This window comes from Pseudoxanthomonas kaohsiungensis (genome assembly GCF_010211765.1).
GTDB classification, from domain to species: Bacteria; Pseudomonadota; Gammaproteobacteria; order Xanthomonadales; family Xanthomonadaceae; genus Pseudoxanthomonas; species Pseudoxanthomonas kaohsiungensis.
Map to the genome: position 1 here is coordinate 95,782 of NZ_PDWO01000009.1, position 23,119 is coordinate 118,900.

Genomic DNA, 23,119 nt, shown 5'->3' on the forward strand with positions numbered 1-23,119 from the left:
CCGCGCTGGCGCAGGGCGCGGCTTGACCTCGATCAGGGCGCCGGGACGACCCGGTCCGCGACACTGGCGCACCGACCGACAGGAGCACATGGATGGACCACGACGTCGCCATCGTAGGCGCGGGCCCGGTAGGGCTTTGCCTGGCGCGAGCCCTCGCCGTGCAGGGCCTGGCGGTCGCCCTGGTCGAGCGGCAGCCACAGGCCGCGCTGGCCGACCCGGCCTTCGACGGCCGCGAGATCGCCCTGACCCATGCCTCGGTGCGCCTGCTGCGGGAGCTGGACGTGTGGCAGCGCATTCCGGAGGACGAAGCCTTCCCGCTGCGCACCGCGCGGGTGATGGACCGCGAACTGCCCCACGAGTTGCACGTCCGGCCGCAAGCCGGCGACCGCCTGGGCGACCTGGTCGCCAACCACCTGATCCGGCGCGCGGCCTGGCAGGCGGTGCGGGAAACCGCGGGAATCGACCTCCATGCCTCGGCCACGGTCGCCTCGATCCACGCCGGTGCCGACGGCGCGCGGCTGCAACTGGCCGACGGCACGCGCCTGCAAGCGCGTCTGCTGGTGGCCGCCGACAGCCGATATTCGGAGACACGGCGGGCGCTGGGCATCGGCGCGGAGCTGCACGATTTCGGCAGGGCCATGCTGGTCTGCCGGATCCGCCACGAGCTGCCGCACGGGCACGCAGCCTGGGAATGGTTCGGCCTGGGCCAGACCCTGGCCCTGCTGCCGCTGTCGGAACAACTGGCCGGCGCGGTGGTCACCCTGCCCGGCGAGCAGGCCCGCGCCCTGGCGGCGATGGACGAGGCCGCGTTCGCCGCCGACCTGGAGCGACGCTACGGCGGCCGCCTCGGCAGGATCGAGCTGGCCAGCAGCCGGCACGTCTACCCGCTGGTGGCGACCTGGGCGCACCGCTTCGCGGGTACGCGCCTGGCGCTGGCGGGCGATGCGGCCGTGGGCATGCATCCGGTCACCGCGCACGGTTTCAACCTCGGGCTGGCCAGCGTCGAGCGGCTGTCCGACCTGGCGGCCACCGCACTGCGCGAGCGGCGCGACCTCGGCGATGCGGCATTGCTGGCACGCTACGAGCGTCGCCACCGCCATGGCAGCTGGCCGCTGTTCCAGGCCACCCGCGCGATCGTCGGGCTCTATACGGACGACCGCCTGCCGGCACGCTGGCTGCGGAGCGCGACCCTGCGCGCCAGCGCCGCGTTGCCGCCCTTGCGGCGCGCATTGGCCGACGTCCCCACCGACGAAGGGGCGCGCGACGCGCCGCCCCTGCAGCGCGTGCGGTCGCGCCTGGCACGGATGCGTGGCGCGCGCGACGCGGGAAGGGGAACCGGCGCCCACTGAGCGCGGCCGGCTGCCGCGCACCAGGCAGCCTGTCCAATCAGGCTGGCCGCAGGGCTCGCGCCCTGGCCGTTGCCGTCACCTCAGCCGCGCTGCCGGTCGATCCACTCGACGAAGCGGTCGACGAAGTCCTCCAGGAACTCGCGCGTATCCTGCCGGGTCACCCGGCCATCCTCATCGACCAGCCCGTCCTTGAACTGCAGGTAGGCCTCGGGCTGCGGCATCACCGCCATGTCCAGGTAGGACAGGATGTTGCGCAGGTGCTGCTGGGCCATCGCCGTGCCGATCGCCCCGACCGAGGCGCCGATCACCGCCGCCGGCAGCCCTGCGAACGCACTGTCGCCGTAGGGACGCGAGGCCAGGTCGATCGCGTTCTTGAGCACGCCCGGTACCGACCGGTTGTATTCGGGGGTGACGAACAGCACCGCGTCGGCGGCGCGGACCTGCGCCTTCAGGGCAATGCCTTCCTGCGGGTAGTCGCCGTCGAAATCCTGGTTGTAGAACGGCAGCGAGCCGATATCGACGTGGTCGAATTCCAGCCGGTCCTCGCCCAGCCGTTCCAGCGCGCGCGCCAGCTGGCGGTTGAACGAGCCTTCGCGCAGGCTGCCGACGAATACCGCGATCTTGCGCTTGTCCATGGCTGGATCCTGTTGGGGGAACAAGACCCGGATGCTAGGCAAAACGGTGCCGGCAGCAGGTGAAGAAGCCATTCCCGCGGCGGGACGTTTGCCCCGCTCGCCCTGGTGCACTTGCGACGCTTCCGTAGAGCGGGGCTTGCCCCGCTGCCTTGCCTCGATCGCGTCGTCCGGAAAGCAGCGGGGCAAGCCCCGCTCTACGGGATCAACCGGCCAGTTCGGCGGCCGCGGCGACGATGTCGTCGTCGCCGGGAATCACCAGGAACGCCGCGCCGGCCAGCGGGGTGTAGGTGTCGGCGCCGACCACGCGCCGGAACGGCCGCGACCGGTAGCCGCCCTCGGCGATCGCGGTGATCACGCCCTCGCCCACGCCGGCGCTGCGCCGGCCCTCGTCCACCACCAGGATGCGTTTGGCCGTCGACGCCTGTTCGGCGATAAAGGCCTCGTTGAGCGGCACCAGCCAGCGCAGGTCCACCACGCGTACCTTCCAGCCGTGCGCCTGTTCGATCCGGCGCGCGGCGCGCAGGCTCATCGGCACGCCGTTGCCGTAGGTGAACACGACCAGGTCGTCGTCCTGCCCCGCCCCTGCACCGGAGGGATAGACCCGGCCCTCGCCCAGCACCATCGCCTGCCCCTGCTCCGGGTACGGGAACAGCCACTGGCCGTCGCCGGCTTCGTGCAGGTCCTTGGTCATGTACAGCGCGATCGGTTCCAGGAACACCGCCACGCGGCCGTCGACCTTGGCCAGGGCCGCCAGCGTGCGCAGCATCGTCGCCGCGTCGTCGCCGCGCGAGGGACAGCCGACGACGATGCCGGGGATGTCGCGCAGGGCGGTGATCGAATTGTCGTTGTGGAAGTGGCCGCCGAAGCCGCGCTGGTAGCCCAGGCCGGCGATGCGCACCAGCATCGGGTTGCGGTACTGGTCGTTGCTGAAGAACTGCAGGCTGGCCGCCTCGCCGCGGATCTGGTCGCAGGCGTTGTGGAAATAGGCCAGGTACTGGATCTCGGGCAGCGGCAGCATGCCCATGTTGGCGTAGCCCTGGGCCAGGCCGAGGATCATCGTCTCGTCCAGCAGCGTGTTGAACACGCGCGCGCCCTTGAACGCCTTCTGCAGGCCCCTGGTGACCGTGTACACGCCGCCCTTCTGCGCCACGTCCTCGCCGAACAGCAGCGTTTCCGGGTACTTGGCCATCAACTCGTGCAGGGCCTGGTTGATCTGGATCGCCAGGTGCCGCGGCACCTGCTTCTCCGGCAGCCTGTCCTCGCCGCCATAGGCGGCGATGCGCGCCTGCTCCGGCGCCGGACGCGCGGCCTCGGCGGCCACCGCGGCCGGGGTGTAAGGCGCCAGGGGCGCGACCACGTCGGCCAGCGACGCCAGCCGCGGCCGGCGGTCGGCCTCCTCGGCCGCCGCGAAGCAGCGCTTGCGCGTGGTTTCGTACAGTTCCAGCAGCTCGTCGGCGCCCATCAGCCCGGACTCCAGGGCGATGGCCGCGCTGCGCAGCAGCGGGTCGGTCGCTTCCACCGCGCACAGCTCCTCGATGCTGCGCCACTCGATCTCGAAATCGGTGCCGGCGTGGCCCATGATCCGGGTCGTGCGCAGGTGCAGGAAGGTCGGCCGGCGGGTGCGGCGGCAATGCTCCACCGCCGCCTGCACCTGCCCGTAGCCGGCGGCCAGGTCCAGGCCGTCGGCATGGAAATAATCCAGGTCGGGGCGATGGCGGAAATTGCGACCGATCCAGCCGTCGGGCGTCTTCACCGAGATGCCGATGCCGTTGTCCTCGCAGACGAACAGCACCGGTGCCGGCAGGCCCTGGTAGGCGGTCCAGGCGGCGGCATTGAACGCGGTCTGGGCCGTGGCGTGGTTGCTGGAAGCGTCGCCGAAGGAACAGATGGCGATGCTGTCGGCCGGCACCGGCAGCGCGTGGCCGATGCGCCGCGCCTGCTCGATGGCCACCGCCGTTCCCAGCGCCTTGGGCAGGTGCGAGGCGATCGTCGAGGTCTGCGGCAGCACCCACAACGGCTTGCTGCCCCACACCTTGTGCCGGCCACCGGACGCCGGGTCCTCGGCGCTGGCGGCGAAGCTCAGCGCCGAGTCCATTACCGGGTCCATGCCGGGCAGCTTGCGGAAGCGCTCGGCCATGAAGCCGCCGCTGCGGTAATGCAGGAACGCCGGATCGGTATGGCGGGCCAGCCGGGCCACCATCGCGTTGCCTTCGTGGCCGCTGCTGCCGATGGTGTAGAAGACCTTGTTCTGCACGCGCAGCACGCGCGCCATCAGGTCCAGGTGGCGGCTGACCAGCTGCGATTCGAGCAGTTCTCGGAAGCCGCGCGCATCCAGCGCGCTGCCCGGCAGCACCGGATCGCCGTCGCGCGGCCGCGGCGCCGGCGTGCCGCGCCAGGCGCGGACGAACTCGCTGAAGTTGCGGTCGCAGATCTCGGCGCGGTTGATGCCGCGTTTCCAGGCGGGAATGGTCGGGGTAGAGGCGGCAGCGTTCATCGGGGTCTTCTGGTTCAATCGGTCGAGGCCAGCCGCGCAGTCGCTTCGTCGTCCAGCGGCGGCATCGGCACGAAGCCGGGCGTGGCGCGCACGCGCTCCAGCCAGGCGCCGATGCGCGGGTACGCGGACAGGTCGAAGCCGCCGTCGCCGGCGCAGTGGGTGTAGGCGAACAGCGCGATGTCGGCGATGCCGTAGGCCGCGCCGGCGAACCAGTCGGCCGACTGCAGGTGCCGTTCCATCACCGCCAGCGCCTGGTGGCCGCGCTCGCGCAGGCGCGGCAGGTCGGCGCGCCGCGGCGAATCGACCGGCGTCCAGCCGCGGATGAAGCGGGCCACGGCGATGTACGGCTCGTGGCTGTACTGTTCGAAGAACATCCAGGAAAGCGCCTGCGCCCGCTGCCAGGCATCGGCGGGCACGAAGCCGGTGCCTTCGGCCAGCCAGCACAGGATCGCGTTGGATTCGACCAGCACGCGGCCGTCTTCCAGTTCGATCAGCGGCACCCTGCCGTTGGGGTTCCTGGCCAGGAACGCCGGAGTGCGGGTCCCGCCACGGGCGCTGTCGACCTCGATCCAGCGGTAGTCGCGGCCGAGCTGCTCCAGCAACAGGCGCAGCTTGTAGCAGTTGCCGGACATGGACATGCCGTAGACGGTGATCACGCTGACTGCTCCTTGCGCGCCCGCCATTCGGCGCGGGTCTGGCCCCAGATTTCCACCGGCTTTTCGTGGCTGGGCTCGGGCAGGCGACCCATGCCGATGAAGCGCGAGCCGAGCTTGGCGGCCACCGCCTTGGAGCTGGCGTTCCCCGGCGCGATGGTATGGATGACTTCGCTCCAGCCCAGCGTGTCGAACGCCCAGGCGGTGCACGCGGCGGCCGCCTCGGGGGCGTAGCCGCGTCCCCAGCGCTCGCGCACGATGCTCCAGCCGACCTCGGTCCCCGGCCAGCCTTCCGGCTGCCACGGCCCGACCCGGCCGACCCACTGGCCCGTGTCCTTCTCGACCACCGAGAACATCGCGAAGCCCTTCAGGTGCCAGGCGCCGACCATGGCCGCCAGGCCGCGCCAGGCCACCGGGCGCGGCTGCACGCCACCGAGGTGGCGGGTCGCCTCGACGTCGGCGAGGAACGCGGCCCACGCCTCGAAGTCCTCCTGCCGCGGCAGGCGCAGCAGGAGGCGTGGGGTTTCCAGTTGCAGCGAGGAACGGTCCATGGCGTGGAGCCCGTCGAAGGAGCGCGCTGGGCGCATTGGCGCGCACGCGCGGCAGCCCGTCGCGGGCCGCCGCGGCGCGGCCGGTCAGAACGCGCTCAGCCCCGTGAGCTCGCGCCCGATCACCAGCTGGTGCACGGTCTCGGTGCCCTCGTAGGTGATCACCGACTCCAGGTTGAGCGCGTGGCGGATCGCCGCGTGCTCGGTGGTGATCCCGGCGCCGCCGAGCAGGTCGCGGCATTCGCGCGCGATGTCGATGGCCATGCGGCAGTTGTTCCACTTGGCCAGCGAGACCTGCTGCGGCTGCATGGTGCCGGCATCCTTGAGCCGGCCCAGCTGCAGCACCAGCAGCTGCGCCAGGGTGATGCGGCGGGCCATCTCGGCCAGCTTGATCTGCGCGCTCTGGGTGGCCGCCACCGGGCGTCCGAACAGGATGCGCTCCTTGGAGTAGTGCAACGCTTCGTCCAGGCAGGCGATGGCCGCGCCGATCGGCCCCCAGGTGATGCCGTAGCGGGCCTGGGTCAGGCAACCCAGCGGGCCCTTGAGGCCCTTCACGTTGGGCAGGCGGCTGGAATCGGGCACGCGCACGTTGTCGAAGAACAGCGAGGAGGTCACCGACGCGCGCAGGCTCATCTTGTGCTTGATCTCCTGGGCGGTGAAGCCGGGCGTGCCCTTCTCCACCACGAAGCCCTGGATGCCGTCGTCGGTCTGCGCCCAGACGATGGCGATGTCGGCCAGGTTGCCGTTGGTGATCCACATCTTGGAGCCGTTGATCACCCAGTCGCCGCCATCCTTGCGGGCGTGGGTCTTCATGTTGGCCGGGTCCGAACCGCCGTGCGGTTCGGTCAGGCCGAAGCAGCCGATGACCTTGCCGGCGGCCATGTCCGGCAGCCAGCGGCGGCGCTGTTCCTCGCTGCCGTAAGCGTAGATCGGGTACATGCACAACGACGACTGCACGCTGACGAAGCTGCGGATGCCGCTGTCGCCGCGCTCGAGTTCCTGGCAGATCAGGCCGTAGCTGACCGCATTGAGGCCGGCGCAGCCGTATTCCTCGGGGAGCGAGGAACCGAGCAGGCCCAGCGAGGCGACCTCGGCCACCAGCTCCTTCGGGAAGCGGCCCTGGTCGAAGGCCTCGCCGATGATCGGCAGGACGCGCTCGTCGGTGAAGCGGGCCACGGCCTCCTGGACGGCGCGCTCCTCGTCGCTGAGCAGGGAACGCACATCGAACAGGTCGTACGGGGACAGGGCCATGACGGAAACCGGTGTTGGGATGGTTGCGATTGTATCGGCCCAGCCACGGCGGCGGGCAACGCGGGGCCGCACGCGCTCAAAAAAAGGGGTATCCGGAATCTGGTGTGGGTTTCAGGGTTTATGGCTGTTGTAGCTCTCATTTCAAAAGACGGATTCTAGTGTTGGAACCGAGAACGAGCATGCTAAGCTAGAAACCGGATTTCAGTGTGGGCTCGCCCAGGTGTTGAGTGACCGATTTTCTGCAGTTGCGTAGCCTCAATACACTTGAAGTCGTAGGCGATGACGAGCGCTATGTCGTCAAGGCTGAAGGCGTTGCGCCAGTGGCAACCTGCCCGCTGTGCAAGGTCGGACGTTTGCACGGTCACGGCTCACAAGAGCAGTCGTTTCAGGATACGCCGACGCACGGCAAGCCGGTCGTGGTGTTCATCCAGCGCAGGCGATATCGCTGCATCTCGTGCAATAAGACGCTCTTCGAGCCTGTCGCCGATCTCGACAGCAAGCGTCAAGCCACGGCCCGCCTGGTGCGTTATATCCGTAAAGAGAGCTTCACCAAGACCTTCGCGGCGCTGGCGCGCGAAGTGGACTTGGACGAGAAGACGGTCCGCCACGTCTTTGACGACTTCATCGAGGAGTTCGAGGCCAAGGTCCGGTTCCGGACGCCCCGCATCCTGGGGATCGACGAGCTCAAGATCATCGGCCAGTACCGGGCGATGATCACCAACATCGAACGCAAGACGGTATTCGACCTCCGGCCGAGCCGGGCCAAGGCCGACCTGTTGCCCTATTTCCGCAACCTGCGGGACAAGGACACCATCGAGTGGGTGGCGATGGACATGTACCACGTTTACAAGCAGGTGGTGCGTGCCACGCTGCCGCAGGCGCGGATTGTGGTCGATCGTTTCCATATCCAGCGGATGGCCAATGACGCGCTGGAGAAGCTGCGCAAGCGCATTCGCAAGGATCTGCCGGCTCGGCAGCGCCTCAAGCTCAAGGATGAGCGCTTCCTGTTGCTCAAGCGGCAGCACGATCTGAAGGGCGCAGACATGACACGGGCCCTGGAATGGTTCCGCCAGTTTCCCCAGCTCGGGGAGGCGCACGCCCTCAAGGAAGGCTTCTTGTCGATCTGGGATCACAAGAGCCGTCCGGAGGCTGAAGCGGCATGCGCGACGTGGTTAGGCAACATTCCGCCGGAGCTGGCGGCCACGTTCAAGGATCTGACCACCGCCGTGCACAACTGGCACGACGAAATCTTCTCTTACTTCGAACAACCCATTACCAATGCCTATACTGAATCCGTCAACCGACTGGCCAAAGACATGAACCGCATGGGCAGGGGCTACAGCTTCGAGGTGATTCGGGCGCGGATGCTCTACAACGAGAAGGCGCGCAAGGACGGGGCCGTAGTCGAGACCGTAGATGTCGATGATGACCAGGTATCAACGAACTTCGAGTTCCAGCGAATGACGATGGCATCGATCCGCAAGAAGCAGGTCAGACGCGTGGTCGAATATGGACCTTACATTCCGACGTTGGTGCGGCTGCTCGAAGAGGGGTATTTCGAGTAAACCTTGACCCATCGCACAAGCCCCGAAGCTTCAACCTGGGTGTTTGGCTCAACGGATGAAGCTGAGCATTTGGGCCTGAACGCTCAGCACAGCACTACCCCGCGCAGCAGGACAGTTGCTTCACATCCGTGGTGAAAGTCTGCGCTGCGAGCTTCAGTCCCTCGACCATGGTCAGGTAAGGGAACAACTGGTCGGCCAGCTCCTGCACCGTCATCCGTGCCCGGATGGCGAGCGCGGCCGTCTGAATCAGTTCGCCCGCCTCGGGGGTCACCGCCTGCACACCGAGCAACCGGCCAGTGCCGGCTTCCGCGACCAGCTTGATGAAGCCACGTGTGTCGAAGTTGACGAGCGCCCGGGGCACGTTGTCGAGTGTCAGCGTGCGGCTGTCGGTCTCGATGCCGGCATGGTGTGCTTCGGCTTCGCTATAGCCCACGGTGGCGACCTGGGGATCGGTGAACACGACCGCCGGCATCGCCGTCAGGTCCAGCGCCGTGTCGCCGCCGGTCATGTTGACCGCGGCGCGGGTACCGGCCGCCGCTGCGACGTAGACGAACTGCGGCTGGTCGGTGCAGTCGCCCGCGGCGTAGATGTGCGGTGTGGCGGTGCGCATCCCATTGTCGATGATGATGGCGCCCTGCGCGTTGACCGCGACACCTGCCGCGTCGAGATCCAAGGCGCGGGTGTTCGGTGTGCGGCCGGTGGCGACCAGCAGTCGGTCAGCGCGCAGTTCGCCGCGCCCGGTCGTGAGCACGAATGCTCCGCTTGCAAAGGCCACCTCACTGGCCTGCGTGTGCTCCAGCACTTCGATGCCTTCGTTGCGGAACGCGGCCGTGACGGCTTCACCTATAGTGGGATCTTCGCGGAAGAACAGCGTGTTGCGCGCCAGGAGAGTCACCTTGCTGCCGAGTCGGGCAAAGGCCTGCGCGAGTTCGACCGCCACCACCGACGAACCGATCACCGCCAGCCGCTCGGGAATACGGTCGCTGACCAGCGCCTCGGTGGAGGTCCAGTAGGGGGTGCCCTGCAAGCCGGGGATCGGCGGAATCGCCGGGCTGGCGCCGGTGGCGATCAGGCAGCGGTCGAAGGCGACTGCGCATTCGCCGCCTTCTGCCAGTTGCACGTTCAGATGGCGGTCGTCCAGGAAGCGGGCGTCGCCGCGTAGCACGGTGATGGCGGGAGTGCTGGCCAGAATACCTTCGTACTTGGCGTGACGCAGTTCGTCGACGCGCTCCTGCTGCTGCGCCAGCAAACGCTCGCGCAGGATCGCCGGCGAAGCGGCCGCAATGCCGTCGTCGAACGGACTCTCGCGCCGTACATGGGCGATATGCGCGGCACGGATCATGATCTTGGACGGTACGCAGCCGACATTGATGCAGGTACCGCCGAGGGTGCCTCGCTCGATCAAGGTGACGCGCGCTCCTTGCTCGACGGCTTTCAGCGCCGCCGCCATCGCCGCGCCGCCACTGCCAATCACAGCGACGTGCAATGCCGGCTCTGCATCTCCGCGCTTCGGCTCGCCGTTTAACCCGCCCAGCGTCTTGTTCAACAGGTCCGCAGGCTTGCTCGGCCTGTCGGCAGCCTGCGCCCGGTAACCGAGTGCAGACACGGCGGCGACCAGCGGTGCCATCTCCAAATCGGCGCCCGCATCAGCCGTGATTTCAGCCCGCCGTTGCGGATAGGACACCGCTGCCGAACGCACACCGGGGACCTTCTCCAAAGCTTGCCGGACGTGCTCGGAGCACGCCCCGCAGGTCATGCCATCGACGTGCAGTGTGATCGCCTCGGTCATGGGACGATCACTTCTTGACCGTGGAAGGGTAGCCTGCGTTCTCGGTGGCTTTGGTCAAGGCGGCTGGCGTCGTCTTGGTGTCGTCGTAAGTCACCACCGCTTCCTTGGGCTCCCAGGTCACCTTGGCTTCAACGACGCCTTCGACCTTGGACAACGCCTTCTTGACCGTGATCGGACAGGTGGCGCAGGTCATGCCCGGTACCGACAGCGTGACGGTTTTGGTGGCGGCCCAAGCTGGAGCGCTCAGGGCTACAGTCAAAGCGAACAGTGCGACAAATTTCTTCATGACAGTCTCCTTCAGTAGAACAGGGGCATGACGTAGGGGAACGCGAGGGCGATCAGTACCAGGGCGGACACGATCCAGAAAATCACCTTGTAGGCTGTTCGCACCTGGGGCACGGCACACACGTCGTCCGGTGCACAGGCGCGGGCGGGCCGGAAGATGCGGCGCCAGGCGAAGAACAGCGCGACGAGCGCGGCGCCGATGAAGATCGGCCGATACGGTTCGAGCGCGGTTAGGTTGCCGATCCAGGCGCCAGAGAAGCCTAGCGTGATCAGCACCAGCGGGCCGAGGCAGCAGGTCGAGGCAAGGATGGCGGCCAAGCCGCCGGCAGCCAGTGCACCGCGGCCGTTGCTAGGTTTTGCCATGAGGGTCTCCTTCCGGGACTTTGCGTGATGCGCTAACGTTACTTCCGTAGCCAAGTACGGAGTCAAGCGCCATGATGAACATCCCGGAAACCCTGACCATCGGGGCCTTCGCCAAAGCAGCCGGGGTCAACGTGGAGACCATCCGGTTCTATCAGCGCAAGGGCTTGCTGCTGGAGCCGGATCGGCCCATCGGCGGCATCCGCCGCTATGGGCCGACGGACGTGGACCGGGTGAAGTTCGTGAAGTCCGCTCAGCGCTTGGGCTTCAATCTGGACGAGGTTGCGCAATTGCTCAAGCTGGAGGACGGCACCCATTGCCACGAGTCCGCCGACCTCGCGGCAGCGCGGCTGGCGGATGTGCGCCTGCGGCTGGCCGATCTCCAGCGCATGGAGTTGGCGCTATCCCAATTGGTCAAGGCATGCAGTTCGAGCCAAGGCAAGGTGACCTGCCCACTGATTGCTTCCTTGCACCGACATGCGCCAGCAGGAAAAACCCACACTGAAGGCTTGAAACGGACGAGCCTGCGAAACTAGAAACCTACAAGCAAGAACAGTCAGACAAGCAAGTGCTTTAGCTGTCGTCCCACACTAAAATCCGGATACCCAAAAAAAGAAGGCCGGCATGGTGCCGGCCTTCCCGTCCTGCGATCGACTGGGCGATCCGCCGCCCCGCCGGCGTGGTTACTGCCGGGTCGCGCCCTCCGGCGCCTCGGCCACGGCGGTCGCCGTCACGATCTGGCCGTCCACCACCGGCAGGCGGTCGGTCTCCGGCTTGCTGTCCATCCGCAGCGTGCCTTCCCGGTCGTTGTAGCGATAGGTCACGTCGTAGCCGACGACCTTGTCGGTGTTGCCCAGCGCCACCCGGTCGCCCGGCTTGCTCGCCATGCGCATGGTGCCGGTGGTGCCGTCGGCGTTGCGGTAGGTCACGTTGTAGCCGGTCACCTTGCTCGACTCGGACACGGCCTGCTCGGTGTGGCACTGGCGCTCGGTGCGGGTCACGACCTTGCCGCCGACATGGCGCTTGTCGACCTGGTTGCCGACCACGCCGCCGGCGATCGCGCCGGCCGCGGTCGCGGCCTTCTTGCCGCTGCCGCCGCCGACCTGGTTGCCGAGCAGGCCGCCGATGACCGCGCCGGCCACGGTGCCGCCGACGTTGCCGTCCCGCTCGGGCAGCCGTTCCTCGACCACCACGTCCTCGCAGACTTCCCTGGGTACGCTGGTCTGGGTGGTTTCGCGCACCGGCTCGGTGCCGATCACGGTGGCGTAGAGCTTCTCCTTCTGGGTTACCGGATCGACCTTGACGATCTCGGCGTACTCCAGGGTGTTGGCCGCGATCTCGTCCTCGCCCGGGGCCGCGTCGTCGGCGGCCAGCGCCGCATCGGCCGGGGTGGCGAGCACCGAATCGGGTTGCCGGTCGCGGTTGTTCATGAAGGCCGCGGTAGCGATGCCCCCCACCAGCAGGGCACCGGCGGCGATCAGGATCGTAGTGGCTTGCTTCATGGCCTGGCTCCTAGCGGGCGGTTCCCGCATGACGTTCGGGGGAATTCCATCATGGCAAACCTGAACAGGACCCGGAATGCGTTCGACCGGCAAATTCTTCGAGTCTGTGACGGCCATGGTAGTTTGCGCGCGTGTTCCGAGCGAGGCCCGCCGCCATGCCCAGCCCCCTCATGCTGCCGTTGATGCAATGGGCGCGCGGCCTGCGCTTCCCGACCCTGTTCAAGGTCACCATGGTGGCCTTCGCGATCAGCTTCCTGTGGCCGTTCGATCCGATCCCGCTGATCGACGAGGTCGTGCTGGGCCTGGCCACGCTCCTGCTGGCCAACTGGAAACGGCGCAAGGATCCGCCGGCGCTGCCTGAACCGGAGCGGCGCCCGCAGTGACCGGAGGCGCGATGACCGCGGCAACCGGCGCGCACGCGACCTGATGCGGCTGCTCGACAGCCACTGCCACCTGGATGCGGCCGAGTTCGATGCCGACCGCGACGCGGTGGTCGAGCGCGCGCGCGCCGCCGGCGTGCTCGGGCAGGTGGTACCGGCGGTGACCGCGGCCAGCTGGCCGAAGCTGCGCCAGGTCTGCCGCGCCTCGCCGGGCCTGTATCCTGCCTACGGCCTGCATCCGACATTCTTGGCCGAGCACCGGCCCGACGACCTTCATCAGCTGGCGAGCTGGATCGAGAACGAGCATCCGCCCGCCATCGGCGAATGCGGCCTGGACTACTTCGTCGAAGGGCTCGACCGTGATGCGCAGGCGCACTACTTCGACGGCCAGCTGCGACTGGCCCGCGAGCATGGCTTGCCACTGATCGTGCACGCGCGTCGCGCGGTCGATGCGGTGATCGCCTCGATCCGCCGCCTCGGCGATGGACGGCTGCGTGGCGTGGTCCACAGTTTCTCCGGCAGCCCCGAGCAGGCGCGGCAGCTCTGGAGCCTGGGCTTCATGATCGGCCTGGGCGGTCCGCTGACCTACGAACGCGCGCAGCGCCTGCGCCGGCTGGTGGCGCAGATGCCGCTGGAGTTCCTGCTGCTGGAGACCGATGCGCCGGACCAGCCGGACGCCGGCATCCGTGGCCAGCGCAACGAGCCCGCGCGCCTGCGCCAGGTCCTGGATGTCGTGGCGATGCTGCGCGGCCAGGCGCCCGAGGAGATCGCCGCGGCCACCACCGCCAATGCCGAACGCCTGTTCGCCCTCCCTGCCCCGTAGCGCCGGGCTTGCCCGGCTGCAGCGCCCGCCGGCCGACACGTCGTCGACAGCAGCGGGGCAAGCCCCGCTCCACGGGCACGGGGCGCGGTCCGAATGGTCCGCCACCGGCGGGACGCCCTGTCGAAGCAGCGGGGCGAGCCCCGCTCTACGCGGCGATGCGGCGCTTGAGCAGCAACTCCAGTGCCTTGCCGGCGGCGGCGAAGGCGAATGCGCCGGTGACGTGGGTGGCCGCGCCGAGGCCGGCGCCGCAGTCCAGCTTGAGCGCGGCGTCGGCGCCCATCGCCGGGCGCACGCCGCAGACACTGCCGTCGGCCTGCGGATACTTCACGTTCTCCAGCGAATAGACCGCCGGTACGCCGAAGAAGCGGTCCGGGTTCTTCGGGAACCGGTGCTCGCCCCGCAACTTCTTGCGCACCAGCGCCAGCATCGCGTCGTGCTCGGTACGGGACAGGTCGCGGACCCGGACCAGCGTGGGATCGGTGCGACCGCCCGCGGAGCCGACGGTCAGCATCGGCAGCTTGCGCCGGCGGCACCAGGCGATGGATTCGACCTTGGTGCGGACGCTGTCGCAGGCATCGACCACCAGCTCGACGCCGCCCCCCAGCAGTTCCTCGAGGTTGGCGCCGGTAAGGAATGCGGCCACGGGCCGGGCCTCGATCGCCGGATTGATCGCGCGGCAGCGTTCGGCCATCGCCTCGGCCTTGTTGCGTCCGTACTGCCCGGCGACCGCCGGCAACTGCCGGTTGGTGTTGGAGATGCACAGGTCGTCGGCATCGACCAGGTCGAGCGCGCCGACCGCCGAGCGCGCCAGCGCCTCGGCCACCCACGAACCGACGCCGCCCAGGCCGACCACCGCCACGCGCCGGGTCGCCAGCCATTCGACCGCGCCGCGGCCGTACAGCCGGTCGATGCCGGCGAAACGTTCGAAAACGGATGCTTCCATGCGCGCATTCTACCGGGGGTGCATCGACACCCGGCGCGGCCCTATCATCCTGCGCGCCGCCACCCATCGCCACGTACAAGGAGTCCACCGCATGGCCAGCCAGCCGCCCCGAACCGGCAACGCAGGACGTTACCTGTTCCTTTTCCTGGTCGGCCTGGTCACCGGCGCGGTCTGCGCGGTGATGGCGCTGCGGGCGCTGCAGGCGCGCAGCGACCCGTTCCCCGACGCGCTGATGCAGGTCATGGCCAGGCAATCGGCCGAGCTGGGCAAGTCGGCCAAGGCCAACCGCTGCGCGGTCAGCGACAGCCTGCCGCGGCTGCAGTCGTTGCGGGCGATGTCCAACGACATCGAGATGGCCTTCCCCGGACTGAAGGACGACAGCCGTTTCGCGGCCGCCGCCAGCGGGCTGCGGGCCACGCTCGACGAGACCCTGTCCGCGCCGCCGGCGGACTGCGCGCAACTGGCCGCGGCAAGCGAACGCATCGGCGAGGACTGCAAGGCCTGCCATCGCGATTTCCGCTGAACCATCGCTGAGAGGATGCCCGCGAGGCCCCGCCGCGCCGCGGACGATTGGCATTGCGTTCACATGCATGCGATGACGATGGCCGCCAGCACGACCGCAGGTCGCGCACCGGTCCGCCACCCCGTCACCGAGGAGTATCGAGGATGAAGCAAACCCACCTGATCGGCCTGGCCGCCTTCGGCATGCTTGCCCTGGCCGGCTGCACCACGACTTCGCCCAACTACGGCAGCTCCGGCTACGGCAGCTCCGCGCCTTATCCCTCGCAGGCCCGCTGCGCCGACTGCGGCCTGGTCACCCGGATCGACGTGGTCGCCTCCAACCGCAGCGCCCCGTCGGCCACCGGCGCGATCCTGGGCGGCATCGTCGGCGCGGTCGCCGGCCACGAGATCTCGGACAAGACCGGCGGCAGCAAGGGCAACCAGAACGTGTCGGCGGTCGCCGGCGCGGCCGCGGGCGCGATGGCCGGCAACGCCATCCAGAAGAACGTCACCTCCGACACCTACAACATCCACGTGCGCATGGACGATGGCCGCACGGTCGTGATCAACCAGCGCGACCTCGGCGGCATCCGCGAAAACACCTACGTGCGCGTGGTCAACGGCAAGGTCGTGCTGCGCTGACGCAGCGCCGCATCAAGCCTGTCGCGCAAAAAGGAACGGCCCGCTACTGGCGGGCCGTTCCGGTACAGGCTTGATCAGGTTTGTCAGGCGGCCTGGACGGCGTCCGCCTGCAGGCCCTTCTGGCCCTGCACGACGGTGAAGCTGACCTTCTGGCCTTCCTTGAGGCTCTTGAAGCCCTGCATCTGGATGGCGCGGAAGTGGACGAACACGTCCTCGCCATTCTCGCGGCTGATGAATCCGAATCCCTTGGCATCGTTGAACCACTTCACGGTGCCGACTTCGCGATCTGCCATTACTGCGACTCCTCGAAACTTTGCTGGGTGGTGGATACGCCGTTGCCACGGCGGCTGGTTGCAAGGAGTACGCGCGGTGTAACGATGTAGCGGACCATCATCACGGGACCTACCGCATTCGGCCACGAGTCACGGTGACCTTGTCAAGCGCAGCGGCCCAAAATTACCCCCCGTCCGGGGGAAATGCAATCATGCCAAGGACTTGGCCCGCCCCGGGCAGGAAAAGACGCTGATGGATCCCGCACTCTTCTGGTACGTGGTGGCGGCCGTGCTGGCCCTGGTCGGCCTGGCCGGGGTGATCCTGCCCGCCCTGCCCGGCCTGCCCCTGGTCTTCGCCGGCATGCTGGTCGCCGCCTGGGCCGGGGATTTCCAGCGCATCGGCCCGGTCACCCTGGTCCTGCTCGGCCTGCTGACCGCGCTGTCGGTGGTGGCGGACTTCGTCGCCACCGCCGCGGGCGCCAAGCGGGTCGGGGCCGGTCCGCTGGCGGTCTGGGGCGCCGCGCTGGGAACCCTGGCGGGCGTGTTCTTCGGGCCGGTCGGCCTCCTCGCCGGCCCCTTCCTCGGCGCGCTGCTGGGCGAGCTGTGGCATACCCGCGCCCTCCGCCGCGCGACGCACGTGGGGCTGGCCACCTGGCTGGGCCTGCTGCTCGGCACCGTGCTGAAACTGGCCCTGGCCTTCGCCATGCTCGGGCTGTTCGTATTCGCCTGGTTCGTCTGACTTCAATGGAGCCCCATCCGTGACCCGGTCCCCCGCCTTGCCCCGCACCCTGGCCCTGATCGCCCCGCTGTACGCCATCGCCGGCGGGTTGGCGGCGCAGGAGTCGACCGCCCTCCCCGGTACCGCCGACGCCTGCCGCGCGATCGCCTCGGACGCCGCCCGCCTGGCCTGCTACGACGCCGTGTATGGCCGCGACGCCGACCACACCCGCGATGCCGACCAGCAGGCGCGGGCCGCCGAGGAACAGGTGAAGCAACAGCGCGCCGAACAGCGCGCGGCAGCCCTGCCGCCGGACGCCACCGCGGGCCAGCGTGCGCGCCACCGCACCGGGGAGCTGTTCGGCCGCCACGACCTGGCGCAGGACCCCGCCGCCCTGGACGCGATCGCCAACGCCGGCCGCGGGTCGCTGCTCGACAGCCGCTGGGAACTGGCCAAGGACTCCAAGCTCGGCATCTTCCAGTTCCGCGCCTACAAGCCGGTGTACCTGCTGCCCGCGTTCTGGACCAGCGACGTCAACGACATGCCCAGTTCGCCCAACCCCAACAACACCGTGACCTCGCCGGAGGAGCTGGACAGCGTCGAGGCCAAGTTCCAGATCAGCTTCAAGACCAAGCTGGCCGAAAACGTGTTCGGCGACAACGGCGACGTCTGGGCCGGCTACACCCAGAGCTCGCGCTGGCAGGTCTACAACTCGGAAATCTCGCGGCCGTTCCGCGAGACCAACTACGAGCCGGAGATCATGCTGCTGTTCCGCAACAACTACAGCCTGCTCGGCTGGAACGGGCGCATGACCGGAATCAGCTTCAACCACCAGTCCAACGGCCGCAGCGACCCGCTCTCGCGCAGCTGGAACCGGGTGATCCTCAACGTCGGCCTGGACCGCGAGAACTGGGCCTTCGTGGTGCGGCCCTGGTACCGCATCGAGGAGGACGCGGCCGACGACAACAACGCGGACATCGAGGACTACGTCGGCCGCGGCGACGCGCTGCTGGTCTACAACCGCAATGGCCACGAGCTGTCGCTGACCGCGCGCCACTCGCTGCGCGGCGGCGACCGCTCGCACGGCTCGCTGCAGCTGGACTACGGCTTCCCGATCACCAACCTGCTGCGCGGTCACGTGCAGGTGTTCGACGGCTACGGCGAGAGCATGATCGACTACAACCACCGCGCCACCTACGTGGGCGTGGGCTTCGCCCTGCTGGAGTGGTTCTGATGGACGCGGCCCGCGTCGTGGTCTGGCACAACCCGCGGTGCTCGAACTCGCGCGCCGTGCTGCAGCTTCTTCGCGATCGCGGGGTCGAGCCGGACGTGGTCGACTACCTTGCGGAGCCGCCCGATCGCGCAGCCCTGCTCCGGGTCGCCGGGGAAAGCGGCCTGGGACTGCGCGGACTGGTGCGGGAAAAGGAACCGGCCTACGCCGAGCAAGGGCTTGCCGATGCCGACGACGAGGCCCTGCTGGCGGCCATGCTCGACAACCCGCGCCTGATCAACCGGCCCGTGGTGGTTACCCCGCGCGGCACCCGCCTGTGCCGCCCGCCGGAAACGGTGCTGCCACTCCTGGACTGACGTGCGCGCGTCGCCCGCCACGGCGCGGGCTGGAACGGAATCGACCTGCGCGCAGGCGGACGCCGCGCAAGCCCCTCCGCTGTCCGGGGCGCCCCGCACCCGCCGCGAAACGGGCCGTGCCGCTGGGCTCAGGTCCAGTCGGTGAGGCCTTCGCGCCGGTAGACCTCGGCGAAGGACGGGCGGTCCTTCATCCGCCGCGCGAACGCCTCCAGAACCGGCCAGCGGTCGGTCGGGCGCGGCATGTTCCGCGACCAGCGCATCAGCATGGTCAGGACGAAGTCCGCCGCCGATACCTGCACGCCGATCAGGTACGGGCCGTGGGCTTCGAGATGGTCGGCCACCTGCTGCCAGGCCGCCTCGATCCGCTGGCGCGCGCGCGCCTTGACCTCGTCGGCGTTGGCCTCGCCCGCCGGTTCGTCCGCGTAGAACCAGCTGCGATACGCCGGCATCAGCGTGTAGGCGCAGAAGAACATCCAGCGGTAGTACGCGGCGCGCGCCGGCGTGGCGATGGCCGGCGCCAGCCCCGCCTGGGGATGCAGGTCGGCCAGGTGCATGGCGATCGCCGCCGATTCGGTCAGCACCTGCCCGTCGAGGAGCAACGCCGGCACCCTGCCCTGCGGATTGATCGCAAGGTACTCCGGCGACTTCTGCTCGTGCCGGTCGAAGTCGAGCATGCGCAGTTCGTGGTCGACGCCCAGCTCGATCAGCAGCCAGTGGACGACGAGCGAGGCGGTGCTGGGTGAACCGTAGAGGACGACGGACATCGGCGGGACTCCAGTGGGAAGGCGGAAAAGGACGAAGCCGGCACGGGGCCGGCTTCGGGGATCATGCGATGGCTCAGGCCTCGACCACGACCGGAATGCCGGCGATCCGCGCCTGCCACTCCTTCGGCCCGGTCTTGTGCACCGATTCGCCGGTCGAATCGACGGCCACGGTCACCGGCATGTCCTTGACCTCGAATTCGTAGATCGCCTCCATGCCCAGGTCCTCGAACGCCAGCACCTTGCTGGCCTTGATCGCCTTGGACACCAGGTAGGCCGAACCGCCCACGGCCATCAGGTACACGGCCTGGTTGTCGCGGATCGCATCGATCGCCGCGTCGCCGCGCTCGGACTTGCCGACCATGCCCAACAGGCCGGTCTGTTCCAGCATCTGCCGGGTGAACTTGTCCATGCGCGTGGCGGTGGTCGGGCCGGCCGGGCCAACCACTTCGTCGCGCACCGGATCGACCGGGCCGACGTAGTAGATGAAGCGGTTGGTGAAGTCGACCGGCAGCTTCTCGCCCTTGTTGAGCATGTCGATCATGCGCTTGTGCGCGGCGTCGCGGCCGGTCAGCAGCTTGCCGTTGAGCAGCAGCACCTCGCCAGGTTTGAACGTGGCCACTTCCTCGCGGGTGATCGTGTCCAGGTCGACCCGACGCGCGTTGTGCGGGGCGTAGGTCAGGGTCGGCCAGTCTTCCAGCGACGGCGGGTCGAGTGCGACCGGGCCGCTGCCGTCGAGGGTGAAGTGCGCGTGGCGGGTGGCCGCGCAGTTGGGGATCATCGCCACCGGCAGGTTGGCCGCATGGGTCGGGTAATCCTTGACCTTGATGTCCAGCACCGTGGTCAGGCCGCCCAGGCCCTGCGCGCCGATGCCCAGCGCGTTGACCTTCTCGTACAGTTCCAGCCGCAGCTCCTCGGCCCGGTTGGAGGCGCCGCGGGCCTTCAGGTCGACGATGTCGATCGGCTCCATCAGCGATTCCTTGGCCAGCAGCATCGCCTTCTCGGCGGTGCCGCCGATGCCGATGCCGAGCATGCCCGGCGGGCACCAGCCGGCGCCCATGGTCGGCACCGTCTTGAGCACCCAGTCCACGATCGAGTCGGACGGGTTGAGCATGGCGAACTTGGACTTGGCCTCCGAACCGCCGCCCTTGGCCGCGACGATCACGTCCACGGTGTTGCCCGGGACGATCTTCACGTTGACCACCGCCGGGGTATTGTCCTTCGTGTTGGCGCGCCTGCCCGCCGGATCGGCGAGCACGCTGGCGCGCAGCTTGTTGTCGGGGTGGTTGTAGGCGCGGCGCACGCCCTCGTTGACCATGTCCTCCACGCCCATGGTCGCGTCGTCCCAGCGCACGTTCATGCCGACTTCCAGGAACACGGTGACGATGCCGGTGTCCTGGCAGATCGGGCGATGGCCTTCGGCGCACATGCGCGAGTTGATCAGGATCTGCGCCATCGCGTCCTTGGCGGCGGGCGATTCCTCGCGCTCGTAGGCCGCGGCCAGGTTCCGGATGTAGTCGACCGGGTGGTAGTAGCTGATGTACTGCAGCGCGTCGGCGACGGACTGGATCAGGTCGTCCTGGCGGATCGATACCGGGGACGAAGACGCGGGGGCGGAAGCGGAAGCGGTCACGGCTGGCTCATGGCGGGCGGGAAACCGGCCCATTTTAGGGCAAAGTGTCGGTCCGCCCGACTGTCACGCCGGCACACGCCGTTCCGTCCTGGGTCCATGGACACCGCCGACACCTTCCACACCCACCGCCCGCGCCTGCTGGCGCTGGCCTACCGTCTGCTGGGCAGCCGCGCCGATGCCGAGGACGTGGTCCAGGACGCCTGGTTGCGCTGGCACCAGGCCGACCAGTCGGCCATCGTCGACCCGCTGGCCTGGCTGGTGACCGCCACCACGCGCCTGGGCATCGACCGCCTGCGCGCGCTGCGCGCGCGCCGCGAGCACTACGTCGGCCCCTGGCTGCCCGAGCCTGCGCGGATCGAGGAGGACGACGGCCCGGCCGGCGACATCGCCGACCATGCGCCCGGACCGGCACGCGCGGCCGAGACCGCCGAACAGGTCTCGCTGGCGTTCCTGGCCGTGCTCGAGCGGCTGGGCACGGAGGAACGCGCCGCCTTCCTGCTGAAGGAGGCGTTCGACTACGACTATGCCCAGATCGCCGCGCTGCTGGGCCAGGGCGAGGCCAACTGCAGGCAGATGGTCCATCGCGCGCGCCAGCGGCTGGCCGCGGCGCGGGCCCGGTTCGAAGTCAGCCCGCGGCGCCATCGCGTGCTGCTGGAGAAGTTCATGCACGCGGCGCGCGGGGGCGACCGCGCGGCGCTGGAAAGCCTGCTGCATGCCGATGCGCGACTGGTGTCCGATGGCGGCGGCAAGGCGGTGGCGGTGATCCGTCCGCTGCTGGGCGGCGAGCGCATCGCGCGCCTGTTCTGGGCCGCCTACCGCCGCCAGGATCCGGCGATCGAATGGCGGATCGGACGGGTCAACGGCGAGCCTGCGATCCTGCGCTACCGCGGCGGCGTGCTGGCGGCGGTCATGGTCGCGGTCACCGACGGCGAGCGCATCACCGAACTGTTCACCGTCGCCAATCCCGACAAGCTGGGTGTCACGAACGCAGCCGCCGGTGCGTCCTGGTGATGAAGGCGGCCAGTCGGCCGCCATGGACCGCACCGATGAAATTCCACCGCGTCGATTATCCCAAGCACGTTCCCGCCGCCTTCAAGGGCCTGTACGCCGCCAGCACCGCCGTGCACGACGGCGCGCTGGGCAAGGTGTTCCTCGAACTGGTGTTCCTGCGGGTGTCGCAGATCAATGGCTGCGCCTACTGCATGGACATGCATGGCGGCGCGCTGCGCAAGGCCGGGGTCGAGCCGCGCAAGCTGGATACGCTCGCTGGCTGGCGCGACAGCCGCTTCTTCGACGCCCGCGAGCGCGCCGCCCTGGCCTGGGCCGAACAGCTGACCACCCTGCCCGCGGGCGCGCCGGCCGATGCGACCTACGAGGCCCTGCGCGAACACTTCGACGATGCCGCCATCGCCGAGCTGAGCATGGCCGTGGCGACCATCAACGCCTGGAACCGCCTGGGCGTGGGCATGCAGCCTGAACTTGCCTGAGCCTCGCGGCGGCGGCGCTCAGGCGCCGTCGCTGCCATCGATGCGCCCGCGCAGCGCCTGCCGGTAGCGCCTGCTGCAAGGGATCACCGTGCCGTCGCGCAGGTGCAGGCGCGCCTCGCCCGCATCGAGCGGTTCGATCGAGGCCACCTGGCCGAGGTTGACGATGTAGCTGCGATGGACCCGGGCGAACGCGCGCGGGTCCAGCCGCGCCTCGATCCCGGCGATGGTGCTGCGCAGCGGGTAATCGTGGCCTCGCACCCGCAGGTTCGCGTAGTTGCCCGACGCCTGCAGCCACTCGATGTCGCCGGCGGCGACCAGGAACTCGCGGCCCAGCTTGCGCACCAGGAAGCGTTCGGGCCGGTCCAGGGGCTCGACCGGCGGGCCTTCGTCCGGTTCGGACAGCAGGCTCGCCTCGCCCTGCAGGCGCCGCAGCAGCAGCCGGTAGAAGCTGATCAGCACCACCATGGAGGCGTAGGTGCGCACGTCCTTAACGTATTCGTAGAACAGCTCGCGCGGCCAGTGGCCGAAGTCGTAGTCGACGCCCTGGCTGGCGTAGGCCACGGTGCGCAGGCCGACCATGCCCACCACATGGACGACCGATACCACCACGCTGGCCAACAGGTGCCGCGGCAGCTGCCGGCGCCAGTTGTCCCAGTGGACCGGGTAGCGCCGGCTGAACCAGACGATCGGCCAGGCCAGGGCCAGCCACATCAGCCCGCTCGACCATTCCCACACCACCGGTTCCCAGGTCGCGTACGGCAGGTCGTTCTTGCGGATGTCGATGATGACCGTGTAGCTGTTGGCGACCGCGTTGACCACGGTCATGCCGATCCAGAAGCCGACCTCGACCCAGCGGCGCCAGGGCAGGTAGCGTTCGTAGGGCGTGGGACGGGTCGCGGACATGCCGCGCATTCTACGGAGCGCGCGCGGCCGGCCCCACC

The 23,119-nt window shown here is 68.9% G+C and carries 26 protein-coding genes; 12 read left to right on the forward strand and 14 right to left on the reverse strand.

Annotated elements, in window-relative coordinates; translation table 11 throughout:
- Positions 1-92 precede the first annotated feature (92 nt).
- Positions 93-1,349: a 5-demethoxyubiquinol-8 5-hydroxylase UbiM gene (ubiM, locus tag CSC66_RS10995; protein ID WP_162377438.1), complete on the forward strand. Its 1,257-nt coding sequence runs from the start codon at positions 93-95 to the stop codon at positions 1,347-1,349.
- Positions 1,350-1,429: 80 nt separating this feature from the next.
- On the opposite strand, the gene CSC66_RS11000 is transcribed toward ubiM, so the two are convergent.
- From CSC66_RS11000 to CSC66_RS11020, 5 genes are all read right to left on the reverse strand, one after another.
- The gene (locus tag CSC66_RS11000) at positions 1,430-1,984 is read right to left on the reverse strand and encodes an NADPH-dependent FMN reductase (RefSeq protein WP_162377439.1); all 555 of its coding nucleotides are present in this window, start codon (positions 1,982-1,984) and stop codon (positions 1,430-1,432) included.
- Positions 1,985-2,186: 202 nt separating this feature from the next.
- Entirely contained in the window at positions 2,187-4,478 is a 2,292-nt protein-coding gene (locus tag CSC66_RS11005) for a thiamine pyrophosphate-dependent enzyme (protein ID WP_162377440.1), read from the reverse strand.
- A 14-nt stretch (positions 4,479-4,492) separates the two neighbouring features.
- Entirely contained in the window at positions 4,493-5,116 is a 624-nt protein-coding gene (locus CSC66_RS11010; RefSeq protein ID WP_238394372.1) for a glutathione S-transferase family protein, read from the reverse strand.
- Positions 5,117-5,130: 14 nt separating this feature from the next.
- Positions 5,131-5,682, reverse strand: coding sequence for a GNAT family N-acetyltransferase (locus tag CSC66_RS11015; protein ID WP_162377442.1), 552 nt, complete (start codon positions 5,680-5,682; stop codon positions 5,131-5,133).
- 84 nt (positions 5,683-5,766) lie between these two features.
- Positions 5,767-6,930, reverse strand: coding sequence for an acyl-CoA dehydrogenase family protein (locus tag CSC66_RS11020; protein WP_162377443.1), 1,164 nt, complete (start codon positions 6,928-6,930; stop codon positions 5,767-5,769).
- Between the two features lie 227 nt (positions 6,931-7,157).
- Between CSC66_RS11020 and CSC66_RS11025 the strand changes: the two genes are divergently transcribed.
- Positions 7,158-8,495, forward strand: a complete 1,338-nt coding sequence (locus tag CSC66_RS11025; RefSeq protein ID WP_062351793.1) for an ISL3 family transposase — start codon at positions 7,158-7,160, stop codon at positions 8,493-8,495.
- A 94-nt stretch (positions 8,496-8,589) separates the two neighbouring features.
- Here the strand turns inward: CSC66_RS11025 and merA are convergent, their stop codons facing one another.
- Genes merA through merT form a run of 3 tightly spaced genes read right to left on the reverse strand, consistent with a single transcriptional unit; the run spans position 8,590 to position 10,932 of the window.
- Positions 8,590-10,284, reverse strand: a complete 1,695-nt coding sequence (gene merA, locus CSC66_RS11030; protein WP_162377444.1) for a mercury(II) reductase — start codon at positions 10,282-10,284, stop codon at positions 8,590-8,592.
- 7 nt (positions 10,285-10,291) lie between these two features.
- Positions 10,292-10,570 (reverse strand): mercury resistance system periplasmic binding protein MerP, encoded by a 279-nt coding sequence (merP, locus tag CSC66_RS11035; protein WP_028839823.1) that lies wholly within the window; start codon positions 10,568-10,570, stop codon positions 10,292-10,294.
- Between the two features lie 11 nt (positions 10,571-10,581).
- Positions 10,582-10,932: a mercuric ion transporter MerT gene (gene merT, locus CSC66_RS11040; RefSeq protein WP_046621378.1), complete on the reverse strand. Its 351-nt coding sequence runs from the start codon at positions 10,930-10,932 to the stop codon at positions 10,582-10,584.
- Positions 10,933-11,003: 71 nt separating this feature from the next.
- Between merT and merR the strand changes: the two genes are divergently transcribed.
- Positions 11,004-11,465: a mercury resistance transcriptional regulator MerR gene (merR, locus tag CSC66_RS11045; RefSeq protein WP_046621380.1), complete on the forward strand. Its 462-nt coding sequence runs from the start codon at positions 11,004-11,006 to the stop codon at positions 11,463-11,465.
- A 147-nt stretch (positions 11,466-11,612) separates the two neighbouring features.
- On the opposite strand, the gene CSC66_RS11050 is transcribed toward merR, so the two are convergent.
- Entirely contained in the window at positions 11,613-12,431 is an 819-nt protein-coding gene (locus CSC66_RS11050) for a glycine zipper 2TM domain-containing protein (RefSeq protein ID WP_162377445.1), read from the reverse strand.
- A 155-nt stretch (positions 12,432-12,586) separates the two neighbouring features.
- Here CSC66_RS11050 and CSC66_RS11055 point away from each other — a divergent pair, with 155 nt between their 5' ends.
- Positions 12,587-12,814, forward strand: a complete 228-nt coding sequence (locus tag CSC66_RS11055) for a DUF6116 family protein (protein ID WP_162377446.1) — start codon at positions 12,587-12,589, stop codon at positions 12,812-12,814.
- A gap of 43 nt (positions 12,815-12,857) precedes the next feature.
- On the forward strand, positions 12,858-13,634 hold the full coding sequence (locus CSC66_RS11060; RefSeq protein ID WP_162377447.1) for a TatD family hydrolase: 777 nt from the start codon (positions 12,858-12,860) through the stop codon (positions 13,632-13,634).
- Positions 13,635-13,779: 145 nt separating this feature from the next.
- On the opposite strand, the gene CSC66_RS11065 is transcribed toward CSC66_RS11060, so the two are convergent.
- A complete protein-coding gene (locus CSC66_RS11065; RefSeq protein WP_162377448.1) occupies positions 13,780-14,577 on the reverse strand; it encodes a tRNA threonylcarbamoyladenosine dehydratase in 798 nt (265 codons plus the stop codon).
- A gap of 91 nt (positions 14,578-14,668) precedes the next feature.
- On the opposite strand from CSC66_RS11065, the gene CSC66_RS11070 reads away from it, so the two are divergent.
- Together CSC66_RS11070 and CSC66_RS11075 are read left to right on the forward strand one after the other, a co-directional pair.
- On the forward strand, positions 14,669-15,100 hold the full coding sequence (locus CSC66_RS11070; protein WP_162377449.1) for a cytochrome c: 432 nt from the start codon (positions 14,669-14,671) through the stop codon (positions 15,098-15,100).
- A gap of 143 nt (positions 15,101-15,243) precedes the next feature.
- Positions 15,244-15,720: a glycine zipper 2TM domain-containing protein gene (locus CSC66_RS11075; protein ID WP_162377450.1), complete on the forward strand. Its 477-nt coding sequence runs from the start codon at positions 15,244-15,246 to the stop codon at positions 15,718-15,720.
- An 83-nt stretch (positions 15,721-15,803) separates the two neighbouring features.
- Here the strand turns inward: CSC66_RS11075 and CSC66_RS11080 are convergent, their stop codons facing one another.
- Complete coding sequence (locus CSC66_RS11080) at positions 15,804-16,013, reverse strand: cold-shock protein (protein ID WP_162377451.1); 210 nt, start codon at positions 16,011-16,013, stop codon at positions 15,804-15,806.
- 232 nt (positions 16,014-16,245) lie between these two features.
- On the opposite strand from CSC66_RS11080, the gene CSC66_RS11085 reads away from it, so the two are divergent.
- From CSC66_RS11085 to arsC, 3 genes are read left to right on the forward strand one after another with little or no spacing between them, the layout of a single operon-like run.
- A complete protein-coding gene (locus tag CSC66_RS11085) occupies positions 16,246-16,731 on the forward strand; it encodes a DUF456 domain-containing protein (protein ID WP_162377452.1) in 486 nt (161 codons plus the stop codon).
- Positions 16,732-16,750: 19 nt separating this feature from the next.
- Positions 16,751-17,944: a phospholipase A gene (locus tag CSC66_RS11090; protein WP_425501058.1), complete on the forward strand. Its 1,194-nt coding sequence runs from the start codon at positions 16,751-16,753 to the stop codon at positions 17,942-17,944.
- Complete coding sequence (gene arsC, locus CSC66_RS11095; protein ID WP_162377453.1) at positions 17,944-18,297, forward strand: arsenate reductase (glutaredoxin); 354 nt, start codon at positions 17,944-17,946, stop codon at positions 18,295-18,297. Before CSC66_RS11090 ends, arsC begins: the two co-directional genes overlap by 1 nt.
- A gap of 128 nt (positions 18,298-18,425) precedes the next feature.
- On the opposite strand, the gene CSC66_RS11100 is transcribed toward arsC, so the two are convergent.
- Together CSC66_RS11100 and CSC66_RS11105 are read right to left on the reverse strand one after the other, a co-directional pair.
- Positions 18,426-19,061 (reverse strand): glutathione S-transferase family protein, encoded by a 636-nt coding sequence (locus CSC66_RS11100; protein WP_162377454.1) that lies wholly within the window; start codon positions 19,059-19,061, stop codon positions 18,426-18,428.
- Between the two features lie 73 nt (positions 19,062-19,134).
- Positions 19,135-20,691, reverse strand: coding sequence for a fumarate hydratase (locus tag CSC66_RS11105; protein WP_162377455.1), 1,557 nt, complete (start codon positions 20,689-20,691; stop codon positions 19,135-19,137).
- A 96-nt stretch (positions 20,692-20,787) separates the two neighbouring features.
- On the opposite strand from CSC66_RS11105, the gene CSC66_RS11110 reads away from it, so the two are divergent.
- Together CSC66_RS11110 and CSC66_RS11115 are read left to right on the forward strand one after the other, a co-directional pair.
- A complete protein-coding gene (locus CSC66_RS11110) occupies positions 20,788-21,702 on the forward strand; it encodes an RNA polymerase sigma-70 factor (protein ID WP_162377456.1) in 915 nt (304 codons plus the stop codon).
- 35 nt (positions 21,703-21,737) lie between these two features.
- Positions 21,738-22,178 (forward strand): carboxymuconolactone decarboxylase family protein, encoded by a 441-nt coding sequence (locus CSC66_RS11115; RefSeq protein ID WP_162377457.1) that lies wholly within the window; start codon positions 21,738-21,740, stop codon positions 22,176-22,178.
- A gap of 18 nt (positions 22,179-22,196) precedes the next feature.
- Here CSC66_RS11115 and CSC66_RS11120 read toward each other — a convergent pair whose 3' ends face one another.
- The gene (locus CSC66_RS11120) at positions 22,197-23,081 is read right to left on the reverse strand and encodes a LytTR family DNA-binding domain-containing protein (protein ID WP_162377458.1); all 885 of its coding nucleotides are present in this window, start codon (positions 23,079-23,081) and stop codon (positions 22,197-22,199) included.
- Between the last annotated feature and the right edge of the window lie 38 nt (positions 23,082-23,119).

Excerpts from the sequence above, each read along its gene's own strand:
- merR (WP_046621380.1), top strand. The coding sequence starts at position 11,004 with ATGATGAACATCCCGGAAACCCTGACCATCGGGGCCTTCGCCAAAGCA.
- CSC66_RS11080 (WP_162377451.1), bottom strand. The coding sequence starts at position 16,013 with ATGGCAGATCGCGAAGTCGGCACCGTGAAGTGGTTCAACGATGCCAAG.
- CSC66_RS11065 (WP_162377448.1), bottom strand. The coding sequence starts at position 14,577 with ATGGAAGCATCCGTTTTCGAACGTTTCGCCGGCATCGACCGGCTGTAC.
- CSC66_RS11100 (WP_162377454.1), bottom strand. The coding sequence starts at position 19,061 with ATGTCCGTCGTCCTCTACGGTTCACCCAGCACCGCCTCGCTCGTCGTC.
- CSC66_RS11060 (WP_162377447.1), top strand. The coding sequence starts at position 12,858 with ATGCGGCTGCTCGACAGCCACTGCCACCTGGATGCGGCCGAGTTCGAT.
- CSC66_RS11000 (WP_162377439.1), bottom strand. The coding sequence starts at position 1,984 with ATGGACAAGCGCAAGATCGCGGTATTCGTCGGCAGCCTGCGCGAAGGC.
- CSC66_RS11005 (WP_162377440.1), bottom strand. The coding sequence starts at position 4,478 with ATGAACGCTGCCGCCTCTACCCCGACCATTCCCGCCTGGAAACGCGGC.
- merP (WP_028839823.1), bottom strand. The coding sequence starts at position 10,570 with ATGAAGAAATTTGTCGCACTGTTCGCTTTGACTGTAGCCCTGAGCGCT.
- CSC66_RS11015 (WP_162377442.1), bottom strand. The coding sequence starts at position 5,682 with ATGGACCGTTCCTCGCTGCAACTGGAAACCCCACGCCTCCTGCTGCGC.
- merA (WP_162377444.1), bottom strand. The coding sequence starts at position 10,284 with ATGACCGAGGCGATCACACTGCACGTCGATGGCATGACCTGCGGGGCG.
- CSC66_RS11020 (WP_162377443.1), bottom strand. The coding sequence starts at position 6,930 with ATGGCCCTGTCCCCGTACGACCTGTTCGATGTGCGTTCCCTGCTCAGC.
- CSC66_RS11085 (WP_162377452.1), top strand. The coding sequence starts at position 16,246 with ATGGATCCCGCACTCTTCTGGTACGTGGTGGCGGCCGTGCTGGCCCTG.
- CSC66_RS11110 (WP_162377456.1), top strand. The coding sequence starts at position 20,788 with ATGGACACCGCCGACACCTTCCACACCCACCGCCCGCGCCTGCTGGCG.
- CSC66_RS11055 (WP_162377446.1), top strand. The coding sequence starts at position 12,587 with ATGCCCAGCCCCCTCATGCTGCCGTTGATGCAATGGGCGCGCGGCCTG.
- ubiM (WP_162377438.1), top strand. The coding sequence starts at position 93 with ATGGACCACGACGTCGCCATCGTAGGCGCGGGCCCGGTAGGGCTTTGC.
- CSC66_RS11010 (WP_238394372.1), bottom strand. The coding sequence starts at position 5,116 with ATGTCCATGTCCGGCAACTGCTACAAGCTGCGCCTGTTGCTGGAGCAG.
- CSC66_RS11115 (WP_162377457.1), top strand. The coding sequence starts at position 21,738 with ATGAAATTCCACCGCGTCGATTATCCCAAGCACGTTCCCGCCGCCTTC.
- CSC66_RS11120 (WP_162377458.1), bottom strand. The coding sequence starts at position 23,081 with ATGTCCGCGACCCGTCCCACGCCCTACGAACGCTACCTGCCCTGGCGC.
- CSC66_RS11050 (WP_162377445.1), bottom strand. The coding sequence starts at position 12,431 with ATGAAGCAAGCCACTACGATCCTGATCGCCGCCGGTGCCCTGCTGGTG.
- merT (WP_046621378.1), bottom strand. The coding sequence starts at position 10,932 with ATGGCAAAACCTAGCAACGGCCGCGGTGCACTGGCTGCCGGCGGCTTG.
- CSC66_RS11070 (WP_162377449.1), top strand. The coding sequence starts at position 14,669 with ATGGCCAGCCAGCCGCCCCGAACCGGCAACGCAGGACGTTACCTGTTC.
- arsC (WP_162377453.1), top strand. The coding sequence starts at position 17,944 with ATGGACGCGGCCCGCGTCGTGGTCTGGCACAACCCGCGGTGCTCGAAC.
- CSC66_RS11075 (WP_162377450.1), top strand. The coding sequence starts at position 15,244 with ATGAAGCAAACCCACCTGATCGGCCTGGCCGCCTTCGGCATGCTTGCC.